This is a genomic window from Streptomyces coacervatus (assembly GCF_029223485.1).
Lineage (GTDB): Bacteria > Actinomycetota > Actinomycetes > Streptomycetales > Streptomycetaceae > Streptomyces > Streptomyces coacervatus.
Genome location: NZ_JARHTP010000013.1, coordinates 211,965 through 235,084, shown reverse-complemented (window position 1 = coordinate 235,084; position 23,120 = coordinate 211,965). Strand labels below are relative to the sequence as shown.

At 69.4% G+C, this 23,120-nt stretch carries 17 protein-coding genes and 1 pseudogene; 14 read left to right on the top strand and 4 right to left on the bottom strand.

Annotated features, from left to right (window positions below):
• The first annotated feature begins 84 nt into the window (after positions 1-84).
• The 9 genes from P2Q00_RS30170 to P2Q00_RS30130 are packed head-to-tail and all read left to right on the top strand — an operon-like array spanning position 85 to position 14,908.
• Positions 85-5,934: a non-ribosomal peptide synthetase gene (locus P2Q00_RS30170; protein ID WP_338059357.1), complete on the top strand. Its 5,850-nt coding sequence runs from the start codon at positions 85-87 to the stop codon at positions 5,932-5,934.
• Positions 5,931-6,140: an MbtH family protein gene (locus P2Q00_RS30165; RefSeq protein ID WP_275776329.1), complete on the top strand. Its 210-nt coding sequence runs from the start codon at positions 5,931-5,933 to the stop codon at positions 6,138-6,140. Before P2Q00_RS30170 ends, P2Q00_RS30165 begins: the two co-directional genes overlap by 4 nt.
• Entirely contained in the window at positions 6,137-7,411 is a 1,275-nt protein-coding gene (locus tag P2Q00_RS30160; protein WP_275776328.1) for an MFS transporter, read from the top strand. The genes P2Q00_RS30165 and P2Q00_RS30160 overlap by 4 nt, the downstream gene beginning before the upstream one ends.
• Positions 7,408-8,211 carry a thioesterase II family protein gene (locus P2Q00_RS30155; RefSeq protein WP_275776327.1) on the top strand — a complete coding sequence of 268 codons (804 nt, stop codon included), beginning with the start codon at positions 7,408-7,410 and terminating at the stop codon, positions 8,209-8,211. Before P2Q00_RS30160 ends, P2Q00_RS30155 begins: the two co-directional genes overlap by 4 nt.
• On the top strand, positions 8,208-9,977 hold the full coding sequence (locus P2Q00_RS30150) for a non-ribosomal peptide synthetase (protein WP_275776326.1): 1,770 nt from the start codon (positions 8,208-8,210) through the stop codon (positions 9,975-9,977). Before P2Q00_RS30155 ends, P2Q00_RS30150 begins: the two co-directional genes overlap by 4 nt.
• The gene (locus P2Q00_RS30145) at positions 9,974-11,233 is read left to right on the top strand and encodes a cytochrome P450 (RefSeq protein WP_275776325.1); all 1,260 of its coding nucleotides are present in this window, start codon (positions 9,974-9,976) and stop codon (positions 11,231-11,233) included. Before P2Q00_RS30150 ends, P2Q00_RS30145 begins: the two co-directional genes overlap by 4 nt.
• A gap of 20 nt (positions 11,234-11,253) precedes the next feature.
• Positions 11,254-12,840, top strand: a complete 1,587-nt coding sequence (locus tag P2Q00_RS30140) for a condensation domain-containing protein (protein WP_275776323.1) — start codon at positions 11,254-11,256, stop codon at positions 12,838-12,840.
• Positions 12,837-14,129, top strand: coding sequence for an ATP-grasp domain-containing protein (locus P2Q00_RS30135; protein ID WP_275776321.1), 1,293 nt, complete (start codon positions 12,837-12,839; stop codon positions 14,127-14,129). Before P2Q00_RS30140 ends, P2Q00_RS30135 begins: the two co-directional genes overlap by 4 nt.
• Entirely contained in the window at positions 14,126-14,908 is a 783-nt protein-coding gene (locus P2Q00_RS30130) for a thioesterase II family protein (protein WP_275776319.1), read from the top strand. Before P2Q00_RS30135 ends, P2Q00_RS30130 begins: the two co-directional genes overlap by 4 nt.
• Before the next feature lie 895 nt (positions 14,909-15,803).
• On the opposite strand, the gene P2Q00_RS30125 is transcribed toward P2Q00_RS30130, so the two are convergent.
• Entirely contained in the window at positions 15,804-16,835 is a 1,032-nt protein-coding gene (locus P2Q00_RS30125; protein WP_275776318.1) for a saccharopine dehydrogenase family protein, read from the bottom strand.
• 110 nt (positions 16,836-16,945) lie between these two features.
• On the opposite strand from P2Q00_RS30125, the gene P2Q00_RS30120 reads away from it, so the two are divergent.
• Together P2Q00_RS30120 and P2Q00_RS30115 are read left to right on the top strand one after the other, a co-directional pair.
• Entirely contained in the window at positions 16,946-17,956 is a 1,011-nt protein-coding gene (locus tag P2Q00_RS30120) for a helix-turn-helix domain-containing protein (RefSeq protein WP_275776316.1), read from the top strand.
• Between the two features lie 229 nt (positions 17,957-18,185).
• Entirely contained in the window at positions 18,186-18,506 is a 321-nt protein-coding gene (locus tag P2Q00_RS30115) for an ArsR/SmtB family transcription factor (RefSeq protein ID WP_425579631.1), read from the top strand.
• Between the two features lie 187 nt (positions 18,507-18,693).
• On the opposite strand, the gene P2Q00_RS30110 is transcribed toward P2Q00_RS30115, so the two are convergent.
• Together P2Q00_RS30110 and P2Q00_RS30105 are read right to left on the bottom strand one after the other, a co-directional pair.
• Positions 18,694-19,562 (bottom strand): IS5 family transposase gene (locus P2Q00_RS30110; protein ID WP_275776499.1). Its coding sequence is split into 2 segments (ribosomal slippage): positions 18,694-19,223 and positions 19,223-19,562, totalling 870 coding nucleotides; the frame shifts between segments, so codons are not numbered across the junction.
• 22 nt (positions 19,563-19,584) lie between these two features.
• Positions 19,585-20,172: an NADPH-dependent FMN reductase gene (locus P2Q00_RS30105; RefSeq protein ID WP_275776312.1), complete on the bottom strand. Its 588-nt coding sequence runs from the start codon at positions 20,170-20,172 to the stop codon at positions 19,585-19,587.
• A gap of 88 nt (positions 20,173-20,260) precedes the next feature.
• Here P2Q00_RS30105 and P2Q00_RS30100 point away from each other — a divergent pair, with 88 nt between their 5' ends.
• Positions 20,261-20,749 carry a MarR family winged helix-turn-helix transcriptional regulator gene (locus P2Q00_RS30100; RefSeq protein ID WP_275776310.1) on the top strand — a complete coding sequence of 163 codons (489 nt, stop codon included), beginning with the start codon at positions 20,261-20,263 and terminating at the stop codon, positions 20,747-20,749.
• Positions 20,750-20,828: 79 nt separating this feature from the next.
• Positions 20,829-21,737: pseudogene (locus P2Q00_RS30095) on the top strand (zinc-dependent alcohol dehydrogenase family protein); the annotation flags it as partial.
• A 14-nt stretch (positions 21,738-21,751) separates the two neighbouring features.
• On the opposite strand, the gene P2Q00_RS30090 reads toward P2Q00_RS30095, so the two are convergent.
• The gene (locus tag P2Q00_RS30090; RefSeq protein ID WP_275776308.1) at positions 21,752-22,192 is read right to left on the bottom strand and encodes an ATP-binding protein; all 441 of its coding nucleotides are present in this window, start codon (positions 22,190-22,192) and stop codon (positions 21,752-21,754) included.
• Between the two features lie 142 nt (positions 22,193-22,334).
• Here P2Q00_RS30090 and P2Q00_RS30085 point away from each other — a divergent pair, with 142 nt between their 5' ends.
• Positions 22,335-23,102, top strand: coding sequence for an IclR family transcriptional regulator (locus tag P2Q00_RS30085; RefSeq protein WP_275776306.1), 768 nt, complete (start codon positions 22,335-22,337; stop codon positions 23,100-23,102).
• The last annotated feature ends 18 nt before the right edge of the window (positions 23,103-23,120 follow it).

Here is a 23,120-nt window from a genome sequence, read left to right as displayed (position 1 = left end):
TAGCTGGCAATTGATCTTAGCTTTTGCTGGTCAGTACGGTCTCCTCGGCTGCCTGCCGGTCGAGTATGGACGTACGTCGCACCAATGAGAGTGGGGGATCAGGGCATGCCGAACAGCGCTGCCAACCATCCGGCCGATGCGACTCTGGTAAGCGTTTTCGCGGAGTCCGCCAGACGGTATCCGGATCGCCCGGCCGTCAAATGTGGTGCGGACATGCTGACTTACGCGCAACTCGATGCCGCCTCCAGCGCTTTGGCGGCACAGATCCAGGAACGGACGGATCAGCCCGAGCGGCCGATCGCCATCCTGCTCGAGCGTTCCTGCGAAATGGTCGTGGCCGCCCTCGCCGTCCTGAAGACCGGCTCGTCCTACGTGCCGCTCGACCCGGGAGCCCCGGCCGCCCGCCTGGCCATCATTGTCAACGACGCGGCCCCAGCACTCGTCCTGACCACCGCCACGCTGGCGTCCGCCCTGCCGGCCGGCCAGAGCGTCCTTCTCCTCGACGAACAAGCCCCGCTCGACGAACAAGCCCCGCGGTCGTCGGCCCTGACTGCGACAGAGGCCCCACCGCGTCCCGTGACGCCCGCTCCGGACACGCGGGCGTACATCATCTTCACCTCGGGAACCACCGGTCGGCCCAAGGGTGTCGAGGTCACCCACAGCAATGTGGTGAGACTGTTCGGCGAGACGGAACAGCTCTTCGGCTTCGGCCCCGACGACGTCTGGTCGATGTTCCACTCCTTCGCCTTCGACTTCTCGGTGTGGGAGATCTGGGGTGCCGTCCTGTACGGCGGCACCGTGGTCATCGTCCCTGGTGACGTTGCCAAAGACCCTGCCCGTTTCCGCGCCTTGCTGCGCGACGAACGGGTCACCATGCTCAGCCAGACCCCCACCGCCTTCGGTCAGTTGATCGCCGAGGAGCGTGAGCACGAGGACCGGCTGTCCGTGCGCTGCGTGGTGTTCGGCGGCGAGGCCTTGAAGTTTTCCGACCTGGCCCCGTGGATCGACAAGTACGGCGATACCGAGCCCGAGCTCGTCAACATGTACGGCATCACCGAGATCACGGTGCACGCCACCCACCGCCGGGTGACCGCCGCCGATCTGGAGCAGGACCGCAGCCTCATCGGCCGCCCGCTGCCGGACCTCGGGATCGATCTCCTGACCGAGGACCTCACCCCGGTGCCCGACGGGGAGACCGGCGAGATAGTCGTTACCGGCCCTGGTGTCGCCCACGGCTACCTGGGCCGCCCCGACCTGACCGCCGAGCGGTTCATCACCTTCACCGGCGCGGATGGCTCACCGGTGCGCGGCTACCGCTCCGGCGACCTCGCCCGCAGACTGCCCGGCGGTGACCTGGAATACCGCGGCCGCCGAGACGCCCAGGTAAAGCTCCGCGGTTTCCGCATCGAACTCGGCGACATCGAGTCGGCCCTCGCCACGCACCCCCGCGTGCGCCAGGCGGCCGTCGCTGTCAAGGAGTTCGACGGGGAGCGCGAGCTCGCCGGCTACGTCGTCACCGCCGATGGCGCGGCCCTGGACACGGCAGAACTGCGCGCTCATCTGTCCGTGCTGCTGCCCTCGTACATGGTGCCCGTCACCTTTCAGGTGCTGGGCGGATTCCCCTTGACGGTCAACGGCAAGCTGGACCGCGACGCGCTTCCGGCGCCGGTGACCGTCGCCACAACCCACGCGTCCGCATCGGCCCGCTCGCTGCGCGAGGAACTGCTGTGCGAGCTGTTCGCCCAAGTCCTCGGCCGTCCCGCGGTCGCGCCCGACGACGACTTCTTCGCCCTGGGCGGCCACTCCCTTATGGCGATCCGCCTCGTCAACCGCATCCGTGCGGTCCTGAGCCTGGAGGTGGCCGTAAAGGACCTCTTTGACGCACGCACCCCCGCGCAGCTCGTCGCACGGGCTCGTACCGGACGCACCCGCCCGGCCATCGCGGCCCGCACCCACGGCGACGAGGTATCGCTCTCCTACGCCCAGCAGCGGCTCTGGTTCCTCCAACAGGTCCACGAGGGCACCGCCGCCTACCACATACCGCACGCTCTGAACCTGACCGGCACGCTCGACGTGCCCGCGCTCGAAGCCGCCGTGCGCGACGTGGTCGCCCGCCACCAAGTGCTGCGCACCGTCTACCCGCAGAGGGATGGCGTCGCGCGCCAGCGCATCCTGTCCACCGCCGAAGCCCGGCCGGAGCTGAGGCTGACCGCGACGACGCCCGAGAAGGTGGACGCCCAGGTGACGGCCGCCGCCCGAGCCTCCTTCGACCTGACGTGCGACCTGCCGCTGCGCACCGAGTTGTTCCGCACCGCGGACGACCAGTGGGTGCTGCTCCTCGTCCTCCACCACATCGCGGGCGACGGCTGGTCGTTGGAACCCCTCATCCGCGACCTGGCCAGGGCCTATGCCGCGCGGCTGGCGGGAAGAGCCCCCGACTGGGAACCGCTGGCGGTCCAATACGCCGACTACGCCGCCTGGCAGCAGGAACTGCTCACGGACGCGGGCGACCCCGACAGCCTCGTGGCACGCCAGCTGGACTATTGGACACAGACGCTCGCGGAGCTCCCCGAGGAGCTCGATCTGCCCACCGACCGGCCCCGCCCGACGGGCGCCGACTTCGTCGGCGACATGGTCGTCGGTGCCCTGGACGAGGAACTGCACACAGCCTTGGCGGGGCTGGCCCGCACGACCGGCACCACCGTGAACATGGTCCTGCAAGCCGCGGTCGCCGCCCTGCTCACCCGACTCGGCGCGGGCACGGACATCCCCCTCGGCAACGCCGTGGCGGGCCGCACCGACGATGCGCTCACCCCGCTCGTGGGCTTCTTCGTCAACAGCCTGGTCCTGCGCGCCGACACGTCCGGCGACCCCAGCTTCGTCGAACTCCTCGGCCGCCTGCGCGCCGTCAACCTGTCCGCTTTCGACCACGAGGACCTGCCATTCGAGCGGCTGGTCGAAGCGCTCAACCCGGCGCGCTCAGCCGCCCGCCACCCGCTGTTCCAGGTGATGGTCGCCGCACAGAACAGCATGCCCGACGACTTCGGGCTGCCCGGCGTGACCGGCACCGCCCACCCGGTGCTCAGCGGAACCGCCAAGTTCGATCTGTCCTTCAAGTTCGAGGAGCGCCGCGGCGCCGATGGGCAGGCCCTCGGCATCAGGTCCGCCCTGGAGTACAGCACCGCGCTGTTCGACCGCGACACCGCGGAGGCCATCGCAGGCCGGCTGGCCCTGCTGCTGCGCACCGTAGCTGCGGCCCCGGCCACGCGGCTCAGCGAGTTCGACATACTGATGCCGGCCGAGCGGGAGGCCCTTGTGCGGTGGAACGACACCGCCACACGGCCCGCCACCACCGAACTGACCGCCGAGCGTGTCGAGCGGCAGGCGGCCCGCACCCCTGACGCCGTCGCCCTGATCCAGTCCGGCACCGCATGGACCTACCGCGCACTCGACGAGCGAGCCAACCAGTACGCGCACCGGCTGCGTGCCCTCGGCGTCGTCCCGGACAGCAGGGTGGCCCTGTGCCTGCGGCGCGGCCCTGAGGCCGTCGCAGCGATCCTCGGCATATGGAAGGCCGGCGGCGGCTACGTGCCGCTGGACCCCGAACACCCGGCGGAGCGGCGTGACTTCATGCTCGCCGACTCCGGTGCCACCGTCCTGCTGACCGAGACCGGCCTGAGCGACGATCTCACAGTGCCGGAGTCGACACGGCTGCTACGGGCAGACCAAGACGCCGACCTCGACGCTGCCCCGGTGCAACGTCCCGTCCCCACTGCGGACGCAGGCGACCTGGCGTACATCATCTACACCTCCGGCTCCACCGGCCGGCCCAAGAGTGTGCTGATCGAGCACCGCGGTGTCGCCACCCGACTCACGGACGTGATCGAGCGCTTCCGGCTCACCTCCGAGGACACCACCCTGCAAATCACCGCGCTCGGCTTCGACCCATCGGTGCGCGAGCTGTTCGCGCCCCTCACGGTGGGCGCCTCGGTGGCGCTGCTGCCCGCCGACGGGGCCCGCGACCCGCGTGTCGTGGTCGACGAACTGCGCGCCGTACGCCCCACGGCGGTCCTCTTCATCGTCCCCTCCCTGCTCGAAGCCGTGCTCTCGTACGACATCGAGCCCGCCGATGTTGCAGCGCTGCGGGTGGTCGGCACCGGGGGAGAAGTACTGCGCGCACCGCAGGCGGGCACGCTCCTGAACGACTGGGGTTGTGAGGTGATCAACCAGTACGGTCCCACCGAGAACACGATGATGTCGTGCGTACACCCGGTCACCGCGACGGATCTCGACGGGCGCATCCCCGTCGGCGCCCCGCTGAGCCACACTCGCGTCCACGTGCTCGACGCGCATCTCAACCCAGTGCCCGTCGGCGTCACCGGAGAGGTGTACCTGGCCGGCATCGGCATCGGCCGCGGCTACCTGGGCCGTGCCGGTCTGACCGCCGCCCGCTTCGTCGCCGACCCGTTCGGCGATCCGGGCGAGCGCATGTACCGCAGCGGCGACCTCGCCCGCTGGCGAGGGGACGGCACGCTGGACTTCGTCAGCCGGGTGGACGGCCAGGTCAAGCTGCGCGGCTTCCGCATCGAACTCGGCGAGATCGAGGAGGTACTGGCCGAGCACCCGGCGGTGGCGCGCGCGGCGGTGATCGTGCGCGAGGACCAGCCGGGCGACCCGCGCCTGACCGCCTACGTCGTACCGGTGGACGGCTCCCCGGCGCCGGCGGGCGACGAGTTGCGCGCCCAGGTCGCCGTCCGGCTGCCCGACTACATGGTTCCGGCCGCCTACGTCGTCCTCGACACGCTCCCGCTGCGCGGTAACGGCAAACTCAACCGCGACTTGCTGCCGCGCCCCGAGACGAGTGCCGACACCGGCGGCCGCGCACCGCGCAGCCCTCGCGAAGAGGTCATGTGTGAACTGTTCGCCGACGTCCTGGGCGTATCGCACGTCAGCATCGACGACGACTTCTTCCAGCTCGGTGGCCATTCGCTGCTGGCCGCGCGATTGATCTCCCGGGTGCGCACAACGCTGGGACTCGAACTGTCGATGGTGTCCTTCTTCGAGGCCCCCACTGTCGCAGGGCTCGCCGAGCGGGCCGGCATCGACAACGGCGCGGCCGCTCTGGAGACGGTCCTGCCGCTGCGCACCGGCGGCGACCTCAAGCCGCTGTTCTGCATCCACCCCGGTGGAGGACTCGCCTGGAGCTACTCCAGCTTCTTGAAGTACGTACCGGAGCGCATGCCCGTCTACGGCATCCAGGCCCGCGGCCTGCTGCACCCCGACGACATGCCTGCCACGGTCCGGGAGATGGCAGCCGCGTACATCGAGGAGGTGCGGCGCATCCAGCCCGAGGGTCCGTACCACTTCCTCGGCTGGTCGTTCGGTGGCGTCGCCGCCTTCGAGATGGCCACTCAGCTGCAGGCCGAGGGGGAAACGACGGCGTTGCTCACGATGCTGGACTGCTACCCGGGCGTCCCCGACCACTACCGCGTCGACGAGCAGAACATGGTCGCCGCCCTCCTCGACCCGGAGCGGCCCGGCGTGGTGCCGCAGGCGGGGTCCAAGGAGATCACCGACGTCCTCGAGGTGCTCAAGCAGGACACCGGCGCGCTGGCGAGCCTGACCGAGGACCAACTCGTCGCGCTGCTGACAGCGATGTCCCACAACCGCCACATCGTCAAGGACCACGAGCCGGAGAAGTTCCTCGGGGACGTGCTCTTCTTCCTGGCCACCGAGGGCCGTAACGACGGTGCACCAATGCCGGACGTCTGGGAGCAGTACGTCGGTGGTCGCGTCGCCTGGCACTCCGTCAAGACCACCCACACAGCCATGAACCAGCCGGAATCTCTGGCCCAGATGGGGCCGGTTCTCGCCGAGGCACTGGCCGAGATCACCGCTGCCCAGCGCAGCCCGATGCAGGGGAATGCCCGATGACCAATCCGTTCGACGACGAGGCCAGCCGCTTCCAGGTGCTCATCAACGACCAAGGGCAGCACTCGCTGTGGCCCGAGTTCGCCGAGGTACCGGCCGGCTGGTCGGTGGCGCTGCCGACCGACAGCCGCGAGGCGTGCCTGGCCTACGTGGAGAGGAACTGGACCGACCTGCGGCCCACCGCTGCCGCGGGAGGCGCATCCGCATGACCGGCGACTTCGCGGTCCTCAAGGACCGTTCCGTCCTCGCCCTGTTCGCGGCCAGGTCCACCTCCCTGCTGGGCAACGCGATCGCCCCCATCGCGCTCGCGTTCACCGTCTTGCACCTGCCCGGCGGCTCACCCTCGATGCTCGGCCTCGTGCTGGCTGCCCGTCTGCTCAGCCAGGTCACGTTCGTCCTGCTCGGCGGGGCGATCGCCGACCGGCTGCCGAAGCTGCGCGTAATGGTCGGGGCCGATCTGGCCGCGGGGCTCACCCAGGGGCTCGCCGCCGCCCTCGTCATCACCGGGCATGCGACACCGTGGATGCTGGCCGGGTTCGCAGCGGTGGCCGGAGCGGCCACCGCGATCTTCGAGCCCGCCTCGCGCTCCGCGATGCCGATGCTCGTGTCCGGCGACAACCTTCAGTCCGCCAATTCTCTGCTCAAGTTGTCGATGCGGGGCGGCGGCATCATCGGTGCGGCCCTGGGCGGTGTGCTGGTCTCCACCATCGGCGCCGGCCCCGCCATGGTCGTACCTGCGGTGACCTTCGTGCTGTCCGCGATGCTGCTCCTCGGCGTCAGGGCCGCACATCAGCCGCCGCCGTCCGACGCCCCCGCGCTGCTCCGTCAGATCCGTGAGGGCTGGCAGGAGTTCACGGCCAAGCAGTGGGTGTGGGTGATGGTCTCCCAACTTGCCTACGTCAACGTGCTGCTGGCCGGCAGCTTCTACGTCCTGGGACCCGTCATGGCCGACCGGTCCCTGGGAGGGGCCGGATCCTGGAGCGTGGTGCTCATCGCGCAGGCACTCGGCTTCATCGTGGGCAGTGCGCTGGCCATCAAGTTCCGTCCGCGCCGTCCGGTACGCGCGGCCGCCCTGCTCACCATGGGCTTTCCGCTGTCGGTACTGCTCATGGCCGCCGAGGCGCCGCTGGCCGCGATCGCCGTCGCCACCTTCCTGGCAGGCGTCGTCATCGACGTGTACGAGGTCGTTCTCGACACCTCGCTGCAGAAGAACGTGCCGCCGCACGCTCTGTCGCGCGTGATGTCCTACGAATCCCTCGGCTCGTTCGCCCTGGTACCGCTGGGCATGGCGGGCGCCGGGCCGGTGGCCGACGCCGTGGGTGTGCAGAACGCACTGTACGGGGCTGCCGCACTGATCATGCTCGCGGGACCGGCCGTCCTGCTTCTGCGCTCGGTGCGCACCGTGACCGACGTAACCGAAACCGAGGAAGCGCCCGCTGCCGTGCCTGGGGCCGAGGCCGCAGAGAAGAGCAAGCCATGACCGTCTCCGCATCCGTGCCCGTGAAGTTTCCCCGCTCCCTGCTGCGCAAGCCGTCGGAAGATGCGGCGGCCCGCGTCTTCTGCTTCCCCTATTCCGGGGTCGGCGCGTCGATGTTCAACCAGTGGCCGCGGATGATCGGGGAAGTCGAGATCTGCCCCGTGCAGTTGCCGGCCCGCGAGAATCGCTTCCGCGAGGCGCACTACGGCACTTACCAGGGCCTCGCGCAGAACCTCGCGGACGAACTGCTGCCCTACCTCGACCGGCCCGCCGTGTTCTTCGGGCACTGCGCGGGCTCTCTACCCGCCTTCGAGACCGCGCTGCGCCTCGCCGAGATCGGCGGCCCCGTCCCGCGGGAGGTCGTCGTCTCCGCTCAGGTCGCGCCGCAGCACTGCCCCAAGGACCGGTTCCTTGACATGACCGACGAGGCACTGGGCGCCGAGCTGTCGCAGCTCGTGGTCGCTCGTGGCGGTGACGCCCACCCGATGCTCATCGAGCTGACCCTGCACGTGCTGCACCAGGACCTCGATGCCAACCGGCTCTATCACCGGCCCGAACCGACTCGACTGTCCTCCGCCATCACCGCTCTCACCTGGCGTGAGGATCGGGAGATCGAGCCCGGCGAACTCACCGGTTGGCGGGAGTGGTCGGAGCACGTCACCTTCGCCGAACTGCCGGGCGCCCACTACGCGTTCCTCAATGCCCCGCCCGAACTGACACGGCTGTTGCACTCGTTGGCCCTGCCCGGCGCGCCGCTGCGCACCGAAACCGAATCCTCGCCCGCCCAAGGACACCGCCGATGACCGACACCATCGACTCTCTGTTCGCCCGCTTGGCAGCCGAGCATCCGAATCGCACCGCAGTCACCGGTGACGACGCGACGCTGACCTATGCCGAACTCAACGCTCGTGCCGACCAGTTGGCCCACAGGCTGCGGGATGAGGGCGTCCACTCCGGTGAAGTCGTCGCCCTTGCTGCCGGTCGCGGTGCCGCAACCGCGGTCCACCTGCTCGCCGTCCTCAAGGCGGGTGCGGCCTACCTCGGCCTCGACCGTCGCCAGCCCGCCACTCGCCGGGACCTGATCCTGCGCGACTCCGCGGTCCGCGTGATCCTTGCGGACAAGGACGTGGCCGAGGAGTTCGGCGACAGCTTCACGGTGATCGTGCCCGAGGATGAGCCGACGGCGGCCGACGGGACCGCACCCACACCGCTGCAACCCGTCCCGGGTGGTGATCGAGTCGCCTACGTCGCGTACACCTCCGGCTCTACCGGATCCCCCAAGGGCGTGTGTGTCCCGCACCGCGCCGTACTGCGCCTCGTGCGGGGCGCGGACTTTCTCACCGCCACGCCGGACGACGTGTTCCTGCACTTCGCGCCGCTCGCCTTCGACGCCTCGACGCTGGAGATCTGGGGCGCCCTGCTGGGCGGCGCCCGGCTGGCCATCGCACCCGACGGTGACCTCTCCCTGGACGGGCTGCTGTCCTTCGCACGGGAGACGCAGGTCAGTGTCATGTGGCTGACCGCAGGCCTGTTCCATCAGGCGGTGGACCGAGGGCTTCAGGACCTGCCCGCGCTGCGCCATCTGCTCGCCGGTGGCGACACTCTCTCAGCGGCACATGTCGACCGGGCCCTCGAAATGCTCCCGCACGTGGTCGTGTCCAACGGATACGGACCCACGGAGAACACCACGTTCACCACGGTGCACACCATGATCGAGCCGGGCCGGGCGGCCACCGTCCCCGTCGGACGACCTGTTTCCGGTACGAGCGTCCTGCTCCTGGACGCGCGTCTGCGCCCCGTCGCCGACGGCGAGATCGGTGAACTCTACGCCCTCGGCACCGGTCTGGCCCACGGCTACCTGAACAACGCAGGCCTCACCGCCGCTCGGTTCGTTGCGGCTCCCTCCGGTACACCGGGGGAGCGCATGTACCGGACCGGCGACTTGGCACGCCGGACCGCCGACGGCACGCTGGAGTTCCTCGGTCGCGCCGACGGCCAGGTCAAAGTGCGCGGATTCCGCATCGAGACCGGCGAGGTCGTGGCCGCGCTGACGACCCTGCCCGCGGTCGCCCGCGCCGAGGTCGTGGCCCCGCGCGACAACTCCGGCACCCGTCGGCTGATCGCGTACGTCGTCCCCGCTGACGGCACATCCCGGCCCTCCGCGCTGGACATGCGCACCCAGCTCGCCAGGACTCTGCCCGACTATGCCGTACCCGGCCTCGTCCGGGTCATCGACGACCTCCCCCTGACCCCGAACGGCAAAGTCGATCGCACCGCCCTGGAACACCGCACCGTCCAGGAGCGTCCTGAGGTCAACGCCTCCTTCCGCGAACCCGAAGGCCCCTTGGAGCAAGCCGTCACCGGCGTGTGGTGCGACCATCTCGGCCTCGAAGGCATCGGCGCCGACGACGACTTCTTCGAGCTCGGCGGACACTCGCTGCTGGCGGTGGCACTCATCGCCGAACTGCACCGTGTGTACGGCGTGGAGATCTCCCCGATCGCCTTCTACCTCGACCCGACTCCGGCGGGCCTGGCTCGGTCCCTGGCACAGGCGGGAGCGACACAGTGAAGCTGACCGTGGTGACGGACGCCGACATGGCCGCGGTCGACCTCTCCCGGATCGACCTGTTCGACGCGACCTACCACGCCGAGGGCGACCCGCACTCCGCATGGGCCTTCATGCGCGAGCACGCCCCGCTGCACCGCAGCGAACTGCCCGACGGGCGCGCGTTCTTCAACATCACCCGCTACCACGACGCCTGCCGGGTGCTGGGCAACCATCGCGAGTTCACCTCTGAGCGCGGCAGCCTGCTCAGCCAGCTCGGGCACGACGACGCGGCCTCCGGCCAGATGCTCGTCGCCACCGACCCGCCTCGGCACAGCGAACTGCGCCGGCCACTGAACAAGATGTTCACCGGCCGCGGCCTCGCCCGCAGCGAGGACCGCATCCGAGAGGCCGTGCGATCCCTGGTCCGCGGCGCACTCGCGGAACCCGTCTGGGATGTGGCTCAGCAGGCCACGATGCTGCCCATGGCGATAGCCGGGGCGCTGATGGACCTGCCCGAACCCGACTGGGCGGACCTGGTCCAATGGACGGGCATGGCCGCCGCGCCACAGGACCCGGTCTTCACGATCAGAAATCCACACGCCACTCTTGCCATCGCGCACCACCAGCTCTTCGAGTATTTCGCCACCCAGTACGAGGCCCGCAGGGGCACTCCGGGCGACGACGCGTTCCGGCTGCTGATGACCATGCGGGACGGCGAACTGAGTCGCGAGGAGGTGGTCGTCAACTGCTACAGCCTGCTCCTGGGCGCCAACGCGACCACCCCGCACACCGTGGCCGGGACCCTGCTCGCGCTGATGGAGCACCCCGAGCAGTTGCAGGCGGTGCGCGAGAACGCAGAACTCGTCCCCGCCCTGGTCGAGGAGGGGCTGCGCTGGACCTCCCCGGCGAGCAGCTTCCTGCGCTACGCCGTGCAGGACGTGGAGATCGCCGGTGGCGTCGTGCCCGAAGGCGACCCCGTCGCCGTGTGGGTCGGCTCCGCCAACCGTGATTCCGAGATCTTCCCGGAGCCGTACCGGTTCGACGTGCACCGCGCCGACAACCGCCACATCGCTTTCGGTTACGGCTCCCACTACTGCTTGGGGGCGACCGTGGCACGCCTGACCCTGCGCATGTTCTTCGAAGAGGTTCTCGACCGCTTCGAGGAGTTCGCACCGGCCGGAAAGCCGCAACACCTCGTGTCCAACTTCGTCGCGGGCTTCACCAGCCTTCCGGTCCGCGCTGTCCCACACCGTGTCCAGGCGGTGGCGGGCCGATGAACGAGAGGAACCCTCACCCTGTGGAGCAGCCCACCACTTCCGACCCGGTCACCTTGCTGACGGGCATCATCAGCGAGCAGCTCGGCGGCCAAGAGGTCGGTCCCGACGACGACTTCTACGCCTTGGGCGGCGACTCACTGATCGCCCTGCGCGTGGTGATGACCGTGCAGGAGCACGGCATCGCCATGACCCTCAAGGACCTGCTGTTCCATCCCACCGTGAGCGAACTCGCCGACCATCTCGCCACCCTGGCCCCTGTCCAGCCGACTGCTGCCCAGGCATCCGAGGCGGAGCCAGGGTCGCTGCTTGACGCCGGCGACATCGCCCTTGTGCCGGACGGCGTCGCGGCGGCCCTGCCCGCATCCGCCCTCCAGGTCGGCATCATCTACTTGTGCGAGACCAGCGGCGACCCGGAGCTGTACCACTCCATGATCGGCTGGGAGACCGTCGCACCCTTCGACGAGCGGCTTTTCCGCGAGGCGCTGAGCGAGTTGTGCGACCGCCACGCCGCCCTGCGTACCTCCTTCGACCTCGGCACGTACGCGGAGTCGGTGCAGTTGCAGTGGGAGAAGGTCGAACCCCCGCTGACCGTCGAGCGGATCGGCGACGACAACCCCACCAAGGGCCAGGACACCATCCGACGCTGGAGCCGTGAGGGCCTGACCCTGCCCATCGACTGGAGCCGGGCGCCCCTGTTCCGCTGCCACGTCGTGGCACAGCCAGACACCTTCCACGTCGCGATCGTCTGCCACCACGCGATCGTCGACGGCTGGAGCTACGGCCGTCTCATCGTCGATCTGCTGGAGCTCTACGCCGCCAAGTTGCGCGGCGAAAGTGCCGCACTGCCTCAGCCGCCCGCCCTGGGCGAGCACGACTTCATCGTCGCCGAACGCGAGCTGCTCGCTACGCCCGAGGCCGCCGCCTTCTGGCACCAACAAGCGAACATCGAGCCCTTGTTGTTCGCCCGCGGCCAATTCCACGGCGCCGCCAACGCCGTGGCGAACATCGACTTCACCGTCGACGACACGGTCCTCGACGGAATGCGTGCCACCGCCCGCAACACCGGTACCTCGTTGAAGTCGCTGGCCCTGGCCGCCCATGCGCGCGCCCTGTCCGCCTGGACGGGCCGCGACGAGATCGTCACCGGTGTCGTCGTCAACACACGTCCGGAGCGGCCGGGCGCTGACCTGATGGTCGGGCTCTACCTCAACACCGTGCCACTGCGGCTCGCCGGTCTGGACGCCCCGCTGCCCGAACTGGGGCGCAGGGCACACGAGTTGGAGCGCGACGCGGCACCCTTTCGTGCCCTCCCGCTGGCCCAGATCGAGAGCCGCCTGGGCCGGCCGCCCTTCGACGTGACCTTCAACTTCATGAACTTCCACGTCTACCAGGACCTGGACGACACCCGGGATCTGAAGACCCGTGCCTGGTGGGTCCGTGGCAAGCCGAGCTTCCCGTTCCGCGTCGACTTCGAGGTCGACGGTGCCGAGGCCGGCAGCCGCGTCTCGGTCGCGTACGACCCCGAACTGCTCGACGAGGCACGCGTACGCGCATACGCCGACCACTTCGAAGCCGCGCTGACCGCAGCCTCCGGAGACACGGCATGAGCGAGCGCCGCCGCACCCTGGCGGTGCTCTACGACGACGGTGCCGCCTCCGCCGGAGAGATCGGTGTCGGGCTGGCCGAACTCGGGAACATCGTGTTCCTCGTCCCGCCCACCGGCCATGCCGAACGGCTGCGGCCGGTCCTGGAGAACTTCGGCGCCGTCGTACCGCTCACCGGATCCGTCGGAAGCGACATCGAACTGGCCCGATCCCTGGCCCCCGACGCGGTGCTGACCTACAGCGAGCGCATGGTCCGCAGGACGGCGGAACTTGCCCAGGCCCTCGGACTGCCGTCCCACACCCCGGAGGTGGCCGCAACCCTCACCGACAAGACCCGCCAGCGCCAGGTGTTGCGGGACGCCGGCGTCGACAAGATCCGCACCCAACCGCTGAGTTCACCGTCGCAGTGGCCCTCGGCGCACGAAGCGGTAGGCCTGCCCGCGATCATCAAGCCGGTGCGGGGCGGCGGCAGCCGGGACACGTACGCCGTCACGAGCGCCGCCGAGGCCGAGCAGCTCCTGCCGCGACTGTTCCCGGACGGAGCATCAGCCGAGTACACGGTCGAGGAACTCCTCACGGGCGTAGAGAGCGCACCGTACGGCGACTACGTGTCGGTAGAGAGCGTCTGCACGCCGCAAGGGGTGCGGCACCTGGCGGTGACCGGCAAGTTCCCGTTGCTCAAGCCGTTCAGGGAACTGGGCAGTTACTGGCCCTCGCACCTTCCCGAAGCCGTGCTCGAGGAAATCACCGACCTCACCACCCGCGCTCTGGAAGTGCTGGACGTGCGTTACGGCATCGCCCATACCGAGCTCAAGCTCACGGCCGAAGGCCCGCGCATCATCGAGGTGAACGGTCGGCTGTCGGGCCATCTGAACCTGATGAGCCGCAGGGTCTGCGGTATCGACATGGTCCGCCTCGGCGGCCTTCTTGCGCTCGGTGACACCTCGGACATCCCAGAGTTCGACTACGGCGGACAGGTCCACTTCCTCTTCAACACGATGGCACCGATGGAGCCGTGCCGACTGGAAGCAGTGCACGGAGCCACGGAAGTCCGCCGCGTGGAGGGCATCGTCGGCATCCGCCCGTACGTCAGGCCGGGCACCCAATTGGCCGGCGGGGTGATGACCACGCCGCTGGATGTCATCTGGGGCTCGTGCGGCGACCACCAGACGATGCTGGACGCGCTGGGGGAGGCGCTGCCGAAGCTGACGTACGTGTTCGCCCATCCGGACGGCACGGTACGAGAGTCGACCGCGGCGGCTCTCACAGACACGAGCGAGGACTGCGCATGACGACGACATTGGGCCCGAGGGCCTGGTTGCGCAGATTCCACACCACGCCCGATGCGGCGACCCGTGTGGTGCAGGTGGTCTGCTTGCCGCACGCAGGCGGCGCCGCAGGCTACTTTGTGCCGTTCTCCGCCGAACTATCCTCAGTGGCAGACGTGTTGGCCGTCCAGTACCCGGGTCGCCAGGACCGCTGGCACGAGCCCGCGATCGACGACCTCCACGAGCTGACCGAGCAGGTTCTCACGGCACTCGAACAGGCCCTGGACGAACGGCCGCTGATCCTGTTCGGGCACAGCATGGGAGCCCTGGTGGCGTATGAGGCGGCCCGACAGCTCAATCCGGCGCGACTGTACGTGTCCGGATGCCCGGCGCCCACACGGGGCGTGGAGAGCGAGGACGACATCACCGATGACGCGAGCCTGCTCGCCGATCTGAGCAAGCTGGGCGGAACAGACGCCCAACTGCTCTCTGATCCGGCCGTGCTGGAACTGATCCTCCCGGCTCTACGAGCGGACTACCGGGCGGTCCGCACCTACCAATGGCGCCCAGGACCCGAGCCGACCTGCCCGCTCACCGTCCTCACCGGCGACCGAGATCCCCGCACCCCGGGGGACGCGATCCTCGAGTGGAAGCGGCACGGTACAGGTGAGCACCGATTCCATGAGTTCGAGGGAGACCATTTCTATCTGACCGACCACACTCGGCTGGTGGCGGAACTCGTAGCCGCGGATCTGACCGGCATGCGAAATGAAGCCGCGACTGATGTGAAGCCGGGCCGCTGAGCTGGGCCGGTGCCGGCACGTGCGCCTCACGCTCCCGGCCGGACCTTTTCGTCGGCTTCACAATCGAAGCGGTCGGACCTCCGCTCCATCGACTCTCCCTAGAGCAAGGCCGTAGCTTGCGGGCATGAGTTGGAACACGTCCTCGAATGGTTCCCGGTCCGGCAACGGTTTGCGACGGAGGTACCGGAACCTGCGATAGGCGCTATAGAGCTGTCTGCGCTTCTCTGACAGGTCTTCACCTGGGCAGCTTCGTGCGCCACAATGGCTTCACTTCCGCTCGGGGGATTTGGATGCCCCTCCCCGTACGAACTCGGGTTCGCCAGCCGAGAGAGTCGGTGCGAGGCGCTTCCATAAACGACGTCGGAGATGTGTCGGCGTAATACGTTGTGGAAGGCGGTTGGAGCCCGAAGCTCCTTGGACCGAGAGGACCTTGTGCGCATGGCGAGCACTACCGACCCGTGAGGGCCCGGCCGCTGCTGAACCTGGTTTCAGGGGGTGCCCTGATACCCGTCGCAGTGGCCTACCCGTGGATCGCCCTCATCCCTCTGTTCGGCGCGCTGGTCATACTGGCCTGCGTGGTTGTCCCCGGCGTTTGGTCTGCGAAGCCCGATCGGCGGCGAGATGCCCGGGCGATGACCGAATTACTTCTGGGCGCGCCTCCTCGGAGGCGCCGGTGACCCGTAGTCAGACGTGTCGTGCTCCGCCGGTCGGGTCCACCCTTCTTCCTCCGGACTCCACCCGAAGGTCCGCCTGAGGTGGGACGCGTTAGTGCGTGCTGGTGCTCTTCGGAGAGCGCATGCCTCCTGGTCCGGCACATCGAGGTGTTCGAGCTGAACCGGGCGGACCCTGCTCGCGGTCGGTGCCGTGTGCCCGGCTGGTGCAGCTGGCCCGCTCCTCAGCGGCGCAGTTCCACGGTGATGTGCGGGGACAGTGCGCGGAGGAAGTCGGCGGCGTCGAAGAGGTCCCCGGCGGAGGCGACGCCGGTCGTCCTGGTACGTCCCGTGAGGATGCGGTCGACGGCTTCGACCGCGAGCGGTGCGGTGACGGCGTAGATGTCCTGGCCGCGGGCCACGGCGCGGCGTTCGCTGTTGCCGGAGCGCACGACGACGTCGACGAGGAAGGTCTGCGCGGACCGACCGTGCTCGTCGACCGCGGTGGGCGCAGGCGTGTCCGGTCCCGTGACGCCGCCGGCCGCCTCGGTGGTCATGTAGGTGCGCACCTCGGGGATGGAGAGGTGACTGGGGATGGTGACGACGTCCGCCATCGTGAACTCGCCGATGACGGCCCGCGCGCCCATGGGCTCGGGGAAGGACCAGTTCAGGGTGGGCAGGTCGTCGCTGTGGTACTCCAACTGCCCGTCGGTGAAGCGGACCCGGCGGCCGCCGCGCCGCTCGGCGGAGACCTTGCCCGCGGCGCGCGTCCCCTGGGTGGGCTCCCAGCTGTTCAGTCCGTACGCGATGTGCGCCTCGTCCGCGCTCTTCCAGTCGCCCATCGCGGCGGTGGCCAGCAGGTCGCCGAGGCCGCCGTAGAAGGCCATCGCGGGGACGACCACCGCGTCGGCGTCGCGGGCCCGGTCCGCGAAGTGCGCGAAGGTGTCGGCGTTGGCCTCGATCTCGGCTGCCACATCGACGTACGGGATCCCTGCTCGCAGGGCCGCTTCGATCACCGGGGCGGCCGTCGTGGCGAACGGCCCTGCGCAGTTGATGACGGCTGCCGCGCCGGCCACTGCGTGGTCGAGTGATGCCGGGTCGTCGACCGATGCCGGGCGGACGTCGAGTCCGGGGTACTCGTCCGCCAGCGCCTTCAGCTTGTCGGCATCCCGCCCGGCCAGGACCGGAATGAATCCGCGCTCCTGCAGGTGTGCCACCACGAACCGGCCGGTGTGCCCGTACGCGCCGTACACCGTCACCGTCTGCCCCGCTGCCATGACTTCTCTCCCGTGTTCGAACCGGTCAACCACTCGACTGCGACCATCCTGGCGTGGTTGAACAGGTAACCGTGATGGTCTGAAACGACATGGCCCGTACAGTTTCGGACATGAGATCTGTCGCGCTGGCCGTCACCGACGGGATGCTGCACTTCGAACTTTCCGTGGCCCACGAGGTCTTCGGCGTCGCCCCGGACGCGGTCACCGTCCCCTGGTACGACCTCTCCGTCTGCGGGCCGGACACCGTGCCGTTCGGCCGGTTCCGCCTGGAGCCCGATCATGGCCTGGACCGACTGCGGGACGCCGACACAGTGATCGTTCCCGGCTGGGCCGACGTCGACGTGGACCCGCCCGCCGAACTGGTCGACGCCGTGCGCACGGCCCACGAGCGCGGCGCACGCGTGGCCTCCCTTTGCACCGGCGCGTTCGTGCTGGCCGCAGCCGGCCTACTGGACGGGAAGCGGGCCACCACGCACTGGGCGCACACCGACGTCCTGGCCGCCCGCTACCCCGAGGTCGAGGTCGACCCGGATGTCCTTTACGTGGACAACGGCAGTGTGCTCACCTCTGCCGGTAAGGCCGCAGCCCTGGACCTGTGCCTACACCTCGTCCGCCTCGACCACGGCTCGTCGATCGCCAACACCGTCGCCCGCCGGCTGGTCGTCCCCCCGCACCGGTCCGGCGGCCAGGCCCAGTTCGTCACCGCCCCGGTGCCCGACCAGGACGGCCACCCGCTCACGGCCCTGTTCCCCTGGATCATCGAGCGGCTCGGCCGGCCGCTGACCGTGGAGGACCTGGCCCGCCAAGCCCGGATGAGCTCACGCCACCTGGGCCGGCACTTCCGCGCGGCAACCGGCACCACCCCCCTGCAATGGCTGCTGGCCCAGCGGATCCGCCACGCCCAGGAACTCCTCGAGAAGACCGACGACAGCATCGACACCATCGCCACGGCCACCGGCATGGGCACCGCCACGACCCTGCGCCGGCACTTCAACCGCACCCTCGGGGTGCCCCCGGACACCTACCGCCGCACCTTCCGCACCCGAACCCGCCGTCCCCCGGCAACGGCAACCACCCGACCGGCACAGGGTCGACAAGCACAGGGTGAGGAGACCATCTGAGCAGGGCCGGCCACCTCAAGAGCACCACGTAGGCTCGGCTCGTCTCGTCGCGTGCGCAGCCGACCGCACGCGGGAGGGCGGCCTCGGCTGTGCGGCCGACACCAGTGAGACGTGTGAGGCGGCTCTTGGAGACCAGGCCCATTTTCGATGACGGTCGTACTGTGGCCTGACCGCATCGATGTCATCCCAAGGAGTCACCGTGGCCCGCCCCCGTACCGTCGCTCGGACAGTGGAGCACCCCGACCTGTCGGAGGTCTCGCTGCAGCAGGCTCTGGAGGCGCTGGTGGATCCGGTTCGGCGCATGGTGGTGGCCCAACTGGCGCGAACCGGTGAGGACATGAGTTGCGGCACCTTCGACGCTCCGGTCTCGCCCTCGACGCTCACCCACCATTTCAACGTGCTGCGCGAGGCCGGCGTGATCCGGCAGTACTACAAGGGGACGTCGAAGATGAACACTTTGCGCACGGATGAGATGGAGGAGCGGTTCCCCGGCTTGCTGTCGGCCGTGGTAGCCGCCTCCACCACGGAGGCCGAGGCGGGCGCGGCCTGACGTCGCCTGATCGCCCCCGCTCGCGGGCGAGGTGTGCAGGCAGGCGGTTATTTCGATGGTGCTAGAAATTTGACGGCCATCGAACCTTGGGGCAAGGTGCGTGCCGGCACCGAGCGGACTCGGTGCATTTCGCCCATTCCCGCCCCTAGGTCGTGTCTGGCAATCGTTCGTGAGGGGGTTGGCGGAGTCAAAGGATGAGTGAGGCAATGTGGAGTCCGGCCCGGTAGCGGGTTGCCAGTTTGTCGATGCGCGTTGCGATGGCTCGGAATTGCTTGAGGCGGCTGAAGCAGCGCCCGACCACGTTGCGGGCTTTGTGGAGCTTGGGGTCGAAGGCCGGTGGTCTGCCACCGGCTCTGCCGCGGCGCTGGCGATTGGCCCTTTGGTCGGTCCGCTCCGGGATGACTGCGCGGATGCCCCGGCGCCGCAGGTCCTGTCGGACCTCCCGTGATGAGTACGCCTTGTCCGCGATGACCGTGTCGGGTCTTTGCCGCGGACGCCCGGCGCCTGCCCGAGGCACCCGCACAGATTCCAGTACCGCTTTGAACACGGTGCAGTCGTTGACGTTGCCGGGGGTGAGGACGACAGCCATGGGCAGGCCCTGGCCGTCGCAGGCGAGATGGACTCTGGTGGTCAGCCCGCCGCGGGAGCGGCCCAGTGCCTGGTCGGCCGCCGAGCGTGCCGAATCTTCCAGCCCGCCGTTCGCGCCCGCCCCCTTTTCCGGGCGCCGGCCGCGTGCTGGTGGGAGCGGTTGATGGTGGAGTCCACCGACACCGTCCATTCCGCCGCTCCGACGGAGTCGTCGCGTGCGTGAATCTGCTCCAGGAGGCGGGCCCAGGTCCCGTCCCGCTCCCAACGGGCGAACCGCTCATAGACCGTCTGCCACGGTCCGTAGCGTTCCGGCAGGTCACGCCAGGGAGCACCGGTGCGCAACCGCCATAACACGCCGTTGATTACCTGCTGGTGGTCGCGCCACGGACGGCCTGGTCCATCGGCAGCCGGCAGCAGGGGCTTCAGCGCCTCCCATGCTGCGTCCGTCAGCTCGCCGCGTCCTGTCACGTGATCGGTCACGAACTGGGCCTCATGCAGCCGTGGGCGTCTGCGTCTTGGCATGGCGCACCCCGCGCAGGGCGCCGGACCAGGCGATCACCTGGTCGAGCATGCCGCCTACGGCGGTGTCGAGGCCCTCCTGGGGGACGAAGGTGCCGGTGTGGAACGAGGGGTGTGTCGAGATGGTGGGCTGGGCCCGGACCGTGGCCACCTGGAGTTCGGCGAGGACGAGCCGCAGCGCCTCGGCGGCCCGTGCCCCGGCGACCCAGCCGCCGTAGCTGATGATCCCTGCAGCCTTGTCGTTCCACTCCCGGTAGACGTAGTCCAGGGCGTTCTTCAGGGCTCCGGGGTAGGAGCGGTTGTACTCGGGGACGAGGAATACGTAGCCGTCGAAGCTGTCGATGAGTGCGCCCCAGGCGCGGGTGTGGTCGTGCTGGTACTGCTGGAGGTTCGGGTTGCCGGGCTCGTCGAGGTTGCCGAGGTTGTGGTCGGCGAGGTCGATGAGTTCGTAGTCGGCGCCGCCGTGGGCACGGGCGGCCTCCAGCGCCCAGGCGGCGATCTGGTCGCCGCGGCGTCCGGGGCGGGTGCTTCCGAGGATGACTGCGATGCGAAGTGACATGGTCTTCCTTCCGAGAGAGTTGTCACGTCAACTCTAGATTGGAGGGAGTTGAAGTGACAACTCTGCTGGTCGCGATATCCTCGGCGACATGACGGAGACTCAATCGCTGGAACCCGAGGAGTGGGAGTTCTGGGATACCTGGATGCGCGCGCAGCGCCTGCTCACCAGGGAGCTGGAGCGTGGTCTCCAGCATGACTGCGACATCTCGAAGGCCGAGTTCAGCGTGCTGGTGACGCTGTGGCAGGCCGCCGGCCGCGAGATGCGTGTCGGCGAGCTCGCCGAGTCGCTCGACTGGGACAAGAGCCGCGTCTCACATCAGCTGACGCGCATGGAAAAACGCGGCTTCGTCAAGCGCACCCAGTACGGGGCCGATGGTCGCCGCGCGGGGATCGGGCTGACCGCCGAGGGCCGCCGCGCCGCCCAGAGCGCCATCCTCGTGCACGGCGGCAACATCCGCCGCCACTTCCTCGACTCACTGACCCCCGAGCAGGCATCAGTCATCCGGGCATGGAGCGAGCAAGCGGTCGATCGCCTGGAGCCGCACCGCAGCGAGGCTGCCAGCGACGGCGCGTCCTAGACCGCGTTCCACACCGCCCTCATAGACACCGCCGATACGGCCCTGGGCATTGTCAGACAGGCCCTAGGACGGATGCGCCATGGCAAGACTTGTACTGTTCGACCGGCTCGGCGGCCCCGAGGTCCTGACTCTCCGCGACACGGAGGCAGGTGTACCGGGTGCGGGAGAGGTGCGAATCCGCGTGGATGCGATCGGCCTGAACCGGGCCGAGATCATGTACCGCGAGGGCGGTTACTTCTACGAGCCGGTCTTCCCCTCCACGCTCGGTTACGAGGCCGCAGGCGTCATCGAGGCGGTCGGCGAGGGCGTGGGCGCCTTCGCGGAGGGCGATCCGGTCGCGGTCGTGCCGGCGTTCCTGCAGAGCGAGTACGGCACCTACGGCGACCGCGTCCTCCTCCCGGCCTCGGCCGTGGTGCCTCGCCCCGCGGATGTCGACCCCGTCCAGGCAGCGGCTGTGTGGATGGCCTGCATCACCGCTTACGGCCCCCTCGCCGAGAGTGGCCAGGTGCGTCCCGGCGACCACGTCCTGATCACGGCGGCATCCAGCAGCGTCGGCCTGGCCGCCATTCAGGTCGCCCGCCACGTCGGCGCGATCCCGATCGCCACCACGCGCGGCGCCGCCAAGAAGCAGCGCCTCCTGGACGCCGGCGCGGCCCACGTCATCGTCACCGATGAGGAGGACCTCCCCGCCCGCATCAAGGAGATCACCGGCGGCGAGGGCGTCCGCCTGGCCTTCGACCTCGTAGCCGGCCCAGGCGTCGAGACCCTCGCCCAGGGCATCGCCCCCGGCGGTTCCCTGGTGGTCTACGGCGCCCTCGACCCGCGCCCCACCCCGCTGCCCAACGCACCGTCCTTCCCGGCGCTGACCAGCAGCACCTACACCCTCTTCGAGATCACCACGAACCCCGAGCGCCTGGCCCGCGCGGTCGCGTTCGTCAACGCCGGTCTCGTCTCGGGCTCCTTCACCCCGGTCGTGGACCGTACCTTCGACCTCGGTGAGCCTCAGCTCCGCCCGAACGGCAGCTCCGCCCACCGGCTGGTCCCGCCCGCGTGCACGTCCACGCCGCACCGGGCCGCCAGCGCGGTGACGATGCCGAGACCCCGGCCGTGCTCGTCCGGGTCGACAGCGGAGGCCGACAGCCCTGCCGGGGTCACCGGCCCCCTGTCGGTCACTTCGACACGCACCGCTCTGCATACGTCCATGTCCGCGTGACTCCGGGAGAGCCTCAGCGTCGTCGGGGGCAGCGCGTGGACGATGGCATTGGTGAGCAGCTCCGAGACCACCAGCAGTACGTCTTCGGCGATGTCCGCGGCCAGGTTCCAGTCGGCGAGGATCGACCGTATGCGCCGGCGTACGACCGAGACGGCCCCCGGGGTGTGCGGCAGCGGAAAGACGTGTTCGGCATCCCCGCGAGGCGCGGCGTCGAGCTGCGCTGTTGTCATGTCTCCTCCTCGGGGAACCGCCGTCGGCCCCGGGCAGGGGGTGATGGCACGCTAAGGAGGGAATTGCGACCGGTCAATGAACTGAGGTCGGCATTACCGAACGGCAGTCCCAAACCGGAAAAACTCGGACTACCATCGCTTCATGGCCGGCCCAGTCCAGTCCATAGAACGGGCGGCGGCGATCCTGCGCCTGCTCGCCGGCGGATCCCGTCGGATGGGGCTGGGCGAGGTGGCGTCGTCGCTGGGCCTGGCCAAGGGCACCGCCCACGGAATCCTGCGCACCCTGCAACATGTGGACTTCGTGGAGCAGGACCCGGCGACCGGGAAGTACCAGCTCGGGGCGGCTCTGCTGCACCTCGGCACCAGTTATCTCGACGTGAACGAACTGCGTTCGCGCTCCATCAACTGGGCCGACGCCCTGGCCGCCCGCAGCGGGGAGGCCGTCCGCCTGGGGACGCCCCTGGAGGGCAAGGTCCTCGTCATCCACCATGTCTTCCGGCCCGACGACACCCTGCAGACCCTGGACGTCGGCGCACTGCTGCCGCTGCACGCCTCCTCGCTCGGCAAGGTCCTGCTGGCCTACGGAGTCGTGCCCGTCGACGCCTTGATGGAGGCCGCACCGGAGTCGTACACCCGGCACACCCTGGTCCACCGGGAGGAGCTCAACCGGGCGCTCGGCGAGATACGGGATCTCGGCTGGGGCGCCGAGGTGCAGGAAATGAGCATGGGCGAGGCCGGAATCGCCGCGCCGATCCGAGGACAGGGCGGTCTCGTGGTGGGCGCGATCGGGGTGTCCGGCGCCGTCGAGCGGATCTGCGACACCAAAGGCCGGCCTCAACCGGCCCTGATCACCGTGCTGCGGGAGGCGGCACGCGCGATCTCCAGAGACCTGGGCGCGGCCCGCTGGTAGGCCCCCAGCACCTCCGCG